Here is an 8,487-nt window from a genome sequence, read left to right as displayed (position 1 = left end):
GGGTTTCGGGGCGCACTGTAGGGCTTGGGGCGGGGTGGGGCCAATTGATTGTGTTTATTGCCTAAATCTAGGGGCTGCTGTGCTGTCCTGTGGGAGCGGGCGTGCCCGCGAACACCGGCGAAGCCGGTGCCATCCACCGCGTTGCCTGATTCGCGGGCATGCCCGCTCCCACAGGGGAGGGGTGTTATTCCGGGGGGAGGGTCAGGCGCTGGCCAGCCATCAGCAACGACAAGCGCGCCAGGCCGGTCCAGGGCGACCCTTCAGCCTGCCCTTTGATCTGTGCATCGATACGCTGGGCATCCTGCAGCAGTTGCGCCCAGCGCTGCGCCGACAAGCGCTGCAGGGCCTTGCTGACCAGTGGGCGGCGTTTGTCCCAGATCGGCGGGCGGGCCTGGCTGAAGGCCTTGTCCAGTGGTACGCCCTGGCTGAACTGCTGGGCCAGCCCGGCCAGCTGGCGTAACTCCCGGGCCAGGGCCCAGAGAATTACTGGCGGCTCCACGCCTTCGCCGCGCAAGCCCTCGAGCATACGCAGGGCATGCGCAGCCTCACCGTTGAGAATGGCATCGACCAGGCCGAAAACATCGAAACGGGCGCTGTCGGCGACGGCGGCCTGAACGGTTTCCACAGTGATCTGGTTGCCTTCGGCCAGCAGCTTGAGCTTTTCGATTTCCTGTGCGGCGGCCAGCAGGTTGCCTTCCACGCGTGCGGCGATCAGGTCGACGGCGTCGCGCTGTGCCGACAGGCCGGCCTGCTGCAGGCGCTGGTTGATCCACTGCGGTAGCTGATGCACATCCACCGGCCAGATCTGAATGAACTGGCAATGGCCGCCTTCGATCAGCGCCTTGCCCCACTTGGTCTTCTGCGCACTGGCGTCGAGCTTGGGCAGGCTGATCAGCAGCAGGGTGTCTTCGGCAGGGTTGGCGCAGTATTCCATCAGCGCGGCAGCGCCCTTGTCCCCGGGCTTGCCCGAAGGCAGGCGCAGTTCCAGCAGGCGGCGCTGGGCGAAGAGTGACAGGCTGGCGCCGGCCTGGAGCAGGGTGCCCCAGTCGAAGTTGGCGTCGGCACTGAATACCTGGCGTTCGTCGAAGCCTTGCTGGCGCGCGGCGTTGCGGATGGCGTCGGCGGCTTCCTGGCACAGCAGCGGGTCGTCGCCGCTGACCACGTAGACCGGTGCCAGGGCGCCTTGCAGGTGCTTGTTGAGTTGGGCGGGGGCTAGCTTCATGGGGAACAGACGGGGCACCCGAGGGTGCCCCGTACGGGCTTAGTTGCCCGGCACTTCCAGGGGGGATTGCTGAGGCGTTTCGGCCTCCTGGCGGCGTGCGGCCTCCAGTGCGGCGGCTTCGGCCTGGGCACGTTCGTCGGCTTGACGCTGCAGCTCGTCCAACTGGGTTGGGGTCAGCATCTGCAGGCGGACGACCATGGCATTGACCAGGTCGCGGCGCATTTCTTCACGGGCGCGGTCGGCTTCCTGCTCGGAACCGGTGATGTTCGAGCCATCACGCACGTAGATCTTGCGCACTTCCAGCTTGTCGCTCATCAGCTCCAGGTTGTTCAGGCCCTGGATGCTGTAGTCGAGCACCGTGGTCAGTTCGTACTCGGCGGTACGGTTGCCACTGTTGTAGGTCGCCGAACGCTCGCGCTCCTGCTCGTTGGTCAGCACCAGGCGGTACGGCGCGCCGGCGTGTACGTTGACGCCGCTACGTTGCAGTACTTCGCGCAGCTGGACCACGGTCGGGCCGTAGGCATTGCGTGCGCTGAGGTCCATTTCCTTCAGGCTCAGCTCGGTGGAGCCGGTGCCGCGCAGCTGGAAACCGCAGGCGCTGAGCATGACCGCCAGGCCAATTACCAGCAAATTGCGTTTGATCATGTTGTTGCTCCCTTGTGGGCCTGTTCCGCCCGCCCGCAGTGGCTGCGGGCGGGCGTGCCATCAGTTGGCGACGATGTTGACCAGCTTGCCCGGTACCACGATGACCTTGCGGATGGTCAGGCCATCGATGAAGCGCAGGACATTCTCGTTGCTGCGGGCGGCGGCTTCGATCTCTTCACGGCTGGCAGCGGCCGGCATTTCGACCTGGCCACGCAGCTTGCCGTTGACCTGTACCACCAGGGTGATGCTGTCCTGTACCAGGGCTGCTTCGTCGACGGCTGGCCAGCCGGCGTCGATGACTGCCTGCTGGTGGCCCAGCTGTTGCCACAGCTCGTGGGAGATGTGTGGGGTGATCGGCGCCAGCAGCAGGGTGACTGCCTCGAGGCCTTCCTGCAGCAGGGCGCGGTCCTGTTCAGTGGCTTGCGGGGCCTTTTCCAGCACGTTCATCACGGTCATCACCTGGGCGATGGCAGTGTTGAACTTGTGGAACTGGCCGACGTCGGTGCTGGCCTGCTTGATGGCCGCGTGAATGGCGCGGCGGATGACCTTCTGCGCGTCGTCCAGGGCGGCGACATCCAGCTTGCCCGGCAGGCCCTGGCTGACGTGCGCCTGGGCCAGGCGCCAGACGCGGCGCAGGAAGCGGCTGGCACCTTCGACGCCGGAGTCGGACCATTCCAGGCTCATGTCGGGCGGCGAGGCGAACATCATGAACAGGCGGCAGGTGTCGGCGCCGTACTGGTCGATCATCGATTGCGGGTCGACGCCGTTGTTCTTCGACTTCGACATCTTCTCGGTGCCACCGATTTCCACCGGCAGGCCGTCGGTCTTCAGGCGGGCGCCAATGATCTTGGCCTTGGCATCGCGCTCGACCTCGACATCGGCCGGGTTGAACCAGTCCTTGCCGCCGTTGCTGGCGACACGGTAGTAGGTTTCGGCGACCACCATGCCCTGGGTCAGCAGGTTCTTGAACGGCTCGTTCGAGGTGACCAGGCCTTCGTCACGCATCAGCTTGTGGAAGAAGCGGGCGTACAGCAGGTGCAGGATCGCGTGCTCGATACCACCGATGTACTGGTCGACCGGCAGCCAGTGGTTGGCGGCTTTCGGGTCGACCATGCCACCTTCGTAGTTCGGCGAGGCATAGCGGGCGAAGTACCAGGACGATTCGACGAAGGTGTCCATGGTGTCGGTTTCGCGCTTGGCCGCGGTGCCGCATTTAGGGCAGCTGCACTCGTAGAATTCAGGCATGCGCGCCAGCGGCGAACCGGCGCCGTCCGGTACCACGTTCTCGGGCAGGGTGACCGGCAGTTGGTCTTCCGGCACCGGTACGTCGCCGCAGGACGGGCAGTGGATGATCGGGATCGGGCAGCCCCAGTAGCGTTGGCGGCTGATACCCCAGTCGCGCAGGCGGAACTGGGTGCGCGATTTGCCCAGTTCCTTGCGGATCAGGGCGGCCTCGATGGCATCGAAGGCACCGGCGAAGTCCAGGCCGTCGAACTCGCCGGAGTTGATCAGCTGGCCGTGCTCGGCATAGGCGGCCTGCCACTCGCTGCCGACTTCATCGCCAGCGCTGGTGCGCACTACGGCCTTGAGCGGCAGGTTGTACTTGTGGGCGAACTCGAAGTCGCGCTCGTCGTGGGCCGGTACGGCCATTACGGCGCCATCACCGTAGTGCATCAACACGTAGTTGGCGATCCATACCGGCAGCTTCTCGCCGGTCAGCGGGTGCTCGACCAACAGGGAAGTGGCCATGCCCTTCTTCTCCTGGGTGGCCATGTCGGCTTCGGCGACGCTGCCGCTCTTGCACTCGTCGATGAACGCCTGCAGCGCCGGGTTGCCCTGGGCGGCCTGGGTGGCCAGCGGGTGCTCGGCGGCGACGGCGACGTAGGTGGCGCCCATCAGCGTGTCGGGACGGGTGGTGAAGACCTTGAGGGCGCCTTCATGGCCGATGCTGGCCTGGTCGTAGGGGAACTGTACTTCCATGCCGCGCGACTTGCCGATCCAGTTGCGCTGCATGGTCTTGACCTGCTCAGGCCAGCCCGGCAGTTCGTCGAGGCTTTCCAGCAGCTCGTCGGCGTAGTCGGTGATGCGGAAGTAGTACATCGGGATTTCGCGCTTTTCGATCAGCGCGCCCGAACGCCAGCCACGGCCGTCGATGACCTGTTCGTTGGCCAGTACGGTCTGGTCGGCCGGGTCCCAGTTCACGGTACCGTTCTTGCGGTAGATGATGCCTTTCTCGAACAGGCGGGTGAACAGCCACTGCTCCCAACGGTAGTAGTCGGGCTTGCAGGTGGTGACTTCACGCGCCCAGTCGATGGCCAGGCCCAGGCTCTTGAGCTGGGTCTTCATGTAGTCGATGTTTTCGTACGTCCACTTGGCCGGGGCGACGTTGTTTTTCATCGCCGCGTTTTCCGCGGGCATGCCGAAAGCGTCCCAGCCCATCGGCTGCAGGACGTTCTTGCCCAGCATGCGCTGGTAGCGGGCAATCACGTCACCGATGGTGTAGTTGCGCACGTGGCCCATGTGTAGCTTGCCGCTCGGGTACGGGAACATCGACAGGCAGTAGTAGGTGTCCTTGCCTGGCTGTTCGGTAACAGCGAACGATTGTTGCTCGTCCCAGAACTTCTGGGCGGCGGCTTCGATATCACGGGGCGTGTATTGTTCGTGCATGGCTACTTTTTGCTGAGAGAGAAGAGACCTTGTTCCAGGCAGCGGAACCTCGCTGCGTCCGGCACTCCGGTGTCGTTTAGAGTGAACGCCGTAGCATACAGCAGCGCCGCGCATCGTGGGAAACCTTCGTTGCGAATGCCCGCTGGTCGCGGCACATAGCTGCTTTTTGCAGTGACGCTAAGCTCAGGTGTGGGGGGAGATATTCATTATCTTCAATGAGGTGAACGGATGGGAGAGACGCAGCTACCCGCAATTAGACCGGAGCTTTACGAACGCCTGATCGACCGGCTTGGCCTGGCGCTGGAAGTAGCCAGGACCTCGGTGCGATTACGCGACGAGATGCCAGCCGAGCTGGAGTTGCGTGGCCTGAGCCATGCAGAGTTCGAAGTGATAAAGGCCTACCTGGATTCCCTTCCGGAGCGCCACAACGCCCTTGCCGGCAGTTACCCACAAGCGGAGCCGGCATCGGCCAAGATCATCTGGCTCAAGGACAAGAAACGCCCCGCCAGCACGGCGAGATCCAGGACGCTGCCGCATCGCTAGCCGTTCAGGACGCCAGGCGCAGGCCATCGCGCGCCGGTTCTTCAATATCACACAACTCACGATCGGCGCCGGCCGCACTCTTGTTGACCGGCGTCGATCCTCTTAGGCTGCACACCTGCCAAGGAGGTGTGGCCGATGCCGATCCGATTCTTCATCAAACAATGGCTGATGCCGCCGGGCATCCTGTTCCTGCTGCTGCTCGCGGCGTGGTGGCTGCGCAGCCGCCGGCCCAGGCTGGCGGCGCTGTGCTTTGCCGTGGGCCTCGGGGGCTTGTGGCTGATGAGCCTGCCGCTGGTGGTGCAGGAAACGGCGCGGCTGCTGGAGACCGAACCGCCGCTGGCGGTGAATGATTGGGCGAACCTGGCAAGCCGGGCAGATGCCATCGTGGTGCTGGGCGCAGGGCGTGAGCGCGGCGACCCGGCCTGGGGCGGGGTCGACCAGCCCACGGCCACGGCACTGGAGCGCATGCGTTTTGCCGCGCGGCTGGCCAAGGCCTCGGCTTTGCCGGTGCTGACCAGTGGCGGGCTGCATTACGGCACGCCGCCGAGCGAGGCGTGGTTGATGGCTGAGCGCCTGCGTGAAGATTTCGCTGTCGAGGTGAAGTGGCGGGAGGAGGGTAGCCGCACGACCTGGGAGAATGCCCAGTTCACCGCCCAGGTGCTGCAGCCGTTGGGGATTCGCCGAGTGGTAGTGGTGACTCAGGCCTGGCACATGCCGCGTTCGCGCTGGAGCTTCGAGCAGGCGGGGTTCGAGGTGGTGCCGGCACCGGTGGGGTTCCTCGGGCGCGATCATGCGCGGCCGTTTGGCGGGTTGCTGCCGGAGAGCAGGGCCATGTGGCAGAGCGGACAATTGCTCAATGAAGTGGTGGGGTTGGTGGGGTATCGGGTGTTCTACTGAGCTTCCATGCTGCCTTTCCCGGCCCTATCGCCGGCAAGCCAGCTCCCACAGGTTTCGCGCAAGCCCATGGCCTGTGGTGTACCTGTGGGAGCTGGCTTGCCGGCGATAGGGCCGGGACAGGCGACCCTCATCAAACGGTCTTGGCTATGCGGCCGGCCAGCAATGCCCAACCCAGCAGCAGCACGCAGACAATCGCCAGCGGCCACGAGCGCCATTGCAGGTACGGCGTCAGCTGCTGCATCGGCACCACCTCGCCGTACAGCACCGCCTGCTGGAACTGCGGCACCTGCGTGGTAATGCGGCCAAACGGGTCGATCAGGGCAGTTACGCCGTTGTTGGTGGCGCGGATCATCCAGCGGCCGGCTTCCAGCGCGCGCATCTGCGCCATCTGCAGGTGCTGCAAGGGGCCGATCGAGGTGCCGAACCAGGTGTCGTTGCTGATGGTCAGCAGCAGGTCGCTGCGTGCCGCCAGGCCAGCGGCGAACTCGGGGTAGACCACTTCGTAGCAGATGTACGGCGCAACCTGGTAGCCCTTGGCCTGCAGCAGCGGCTGGTCTTCCGGCCCGCGGGCGAAGTCCGACATGGGCAGGTTGAAGAACTCGATCAGGCCACGCAGCATGTCCTGCAGTGGCACGTACTCGCCAAACGGCACCAGCTTCTGCTTGAGGTAGGTGCCATCGCCTTCGCCAGTAACGGTGATGCCGTTGTAGTAGCGGCGTTGCTGATGCACCACTTCACGTACCGGCACGCCGGTGATCAGCGCCGAATGCCGCTCGGCGGCGAAGCGGCCCATCACGTCGATGTAGCCCTGGGCCTGGTCCTTGAGCACCGGCACGGCGGTTTCCGGCCATACCAGCAGGTCCACCGGCCTGGAGCTGAAGCTCAGGTCGCGGTACAGCGCCAGTTGCGCGTCGATGTGTGCCGGGTCCCATTTCAGGTCCTGCTCGACATTGCCCTGGATGGCCGCCACTTTCAGCGGGTCGCCTGCCGGCTTGGTCCAGGCATGGCCCTTGAGCGCCAGGCCCAGCACCCATGGCGCCAGCAACAGCAGGCAGGCCACGGCCAGGAACGAGGGACGGGCGCGCAGGCGGTGCAGGTTGCACAGCAGCGCGGCGGTGAGGGCCAGGGCGAAGGAAATCAGCCACACGCCGCCCAGCGGCGCCAGCCCGGCCAGCGGGCCGTCCAGCTGGCTGTAGCCGGCATAAAGCCAGGGGAAACCGGTCAGGAACCAGCCGCGGAAGGCCTCTTGCAGCACCCACAGGGCAGCGAAGCACAGGGCATCGGCCAGGGGCGCTTCGTCGCGTCGCAGCCAGCGTGCCCACAGCCAGGTGGGCAGGGCGAAGAACCAGGCCAGTGCAGCGAAGAACGCCAGCAGCAGCAAGGTCGCCAACAGCGGCGAGGCGCCGCCGTAGGTGTTCATGCTGACGTAGATCCACCAGGTGCCGGCGCCGTACAGGCCGAAGCCGAACCACCAGCCGCGCCACATGGCCTGGCGCGGGGCGAGCTCGCGCAGGCCAAGGTAGAGCACGGCGATGGACAGCACGGCCAACGGCCAGATGTCGAACGGCGCCAGGGCCAGGAGGGTGGAAGCGCCGGCCGCCAGGGCCAGCAGGTTACCGGGCCAGCCGGGGCGGGTGAGCCAACGCATGTTTGTCCTTAACGGGTGATCGGTGTCAGGCGCAGCAAGTGAATCCGCCGGCTGTCGGCGTTGAGAATACGGAACTTGTAGGCGCCGATCTCGGTGGTTTCGTTGCGCTTGGGCAGGTGGCCGAAGGCGCTCATCACCAGGCCGCCGACCGTGTCGAACTCGTCATCGGAGAATTCGCTGTCGAAGAACTCGTTGAAGTTCTCGATCGGGGTGAGCGCCTTGACCAGGAAGTCACCGCTGGGCAGCGGCTTGATGTAGCTGTCTTCCTCGACGTCGTGCTCGTCCTCGATGTCGCCGACGATCTGCTCCAGCACGTCCTCGATGGTGACCAGGCCGGCCACGCCGCCGTATTCGTCGATGACGACGGCCATGTGGTTATGGTTGGCGCGGAACTCGCGCAGCAGCACGTTCAGGCGCTTGGACTCGGGCACGAAGGTAGCCGGGCGCAGCAGGTCCTTGATGTTGAAGCTGTCGCCGTTCTCCTTGAGGATCAGCGGCAGCAGGTCTTTGGCGAGCAGGATCCCGAGCACATCGTCGTGGCTTTCGCCGATCACCGGGTAGCGCGAGTGGGCGGCATCGATCACCGCCGGCAGGAATTCGCGCGGCGACTGGCTGGCCTTGATGCTGATCATCTGCGAGCGCGGCACCATGATGTCGCGCACCTGCAGGTCGGCCACCTGGATGGCGCCTTCGACGATGGTCAGCGCTTCGCTGTCCAGCAGTTTGTTCTGATGGGCTTCGCGCAGCAGCTCGAGGAGCTCCTGGCGGTTTTTCGGCTCATGGGCAAAAGCCTGGGTCAGTTTACCCAGCCAGGACTTCTGCCCGTTGCTCGATCGATCTTCGCTCATGGCGGTTCTCGTGATCC

General features: G+C 65.1%; 7 protein-coding genes. 2 read left to right on the top strand and 5 right to left on the bottom strand.

The genetic code is table 11. The annotated features are described in order from the left end of the window. Positions 1 to 184: 184 nt before the first annotated feature. Genes holA through leuS form a run of 3 tightly spaced genes read right to left on the bottom strand, consistent with a single transcriptional unit; the run spans position 185 to position 4,534 of the window. Positions 185 to 1,222: a DNA polymerase III subunit delta gene (gene holA / locus TZ03_RS13065; protein WP_051098143.1), complete on the bottom strand. Its 1,038-nt coding sequence runs from the start codon at positions 1,220 to 1,222 to the stop codon at positions 185 to 187. Between the two features lie 39 nt (positions 1,223 to 1,261). Beyond that, complete coding sequence (gene lptE, locus TZ03_RS13060) at positions 1,262 to 1,867, bottom strand: LPS assembly lipoprotein LptE (RefSeq protein WP_051098141.1); 606 nt, start codon at positions 1,865 to 1,867, stop codon at positions 1,262 to 1,264. Between the two features lie 60 nt (positions 1,868 to 1,927). After that, a complete protein-coding gene (gene leuS / locus TZ03_RS13055) occupies positions 1,928 to 4,534 on the bottom strand; it encodes a leucine--tRNA ligase (RefSeq protein WP_051098139.1) in 2,607 nt (868 codons plus the stop codon). A gap of 228 nt (positions 4,535 to 4,762) precedes the next feature. Between leuS and TZ03_RS13050 the strand changes: the two genes are divergently transcribed. Together TZ03_RS13050 and TZ03_RS13045 are read left to right on the top strand one after the other, a co-directional pair. Beyond that, the gene (locus TZ03_RS13050) at positions 4,763 to 5,077 is read left to right on the top strand and encodes a hypothetical protein (protein ID WP_051098137.1); all 315 of its coding nucleotides are present in this window, start codon (positions 4,763 to 4,765) and stop codon (positions 5,075 to 5,077) included. A 135-nt stretch (positions 5,078 to 5,212) separates the two neighbouring features. Further along, the gene (locus TZ03_RS13045; protein WP_051098135.1) at positions 5,213 to 5,974 is read left to right on the top strand and encodes a YdcF family protein; all 762 of its coding nucleotides are present in this window, start codon (positions 5,213 to 5,215) and stop codon (positions 5,972 to 5,974) included. 130 nt (positions 5,975 to 6,104) lie between these two features. Here the strand turns inward: TZ03_RS13045 and lnt are convergent, their stop codons facing one another. Then, on the bottom strand, positions 6,105 to 7,622 hold the full coding sequence (gene lnt / locus TZ03_RS13040; protein ID WP_051098133.1) for an apolipoprotein N-acyltransferase: 1,518 nt from the start codon (positions 7,620 to 7,622) through the stop codon (positions 6,105 to 6,107). Between the two features lie 8 nt (positions 7,623 to 7,630). After that, positions 7,631 to 8,470 (bottom strand): HlyC/CorC family transporter, encoded by an 840-nt coding sequence (locus TZ03_RS13035; RefSeq protein WP_051098131.1) that lies wholly within the window; start codon positions 8,468 to 8,470, stop codon positions 7,631 to 7,633. Positions 8,471 to 8,487: the final 17 nt, after the last annotated feature.

It is taken from the genome of Pseudomonas sp. 10-1B, from assembly GCF_000935045.1.
GTDB lineage: Bacteria > Pseudomonadota > Gammaproteobacteria > Pseudomonadales > Pseudomonadaceae > Aquipseudomonas.
The sequence above is the reverse complement of the archived record's forward strand: the minus strand, read 5'-3'. Positions and strand labels throughout refer to the sequence as shown.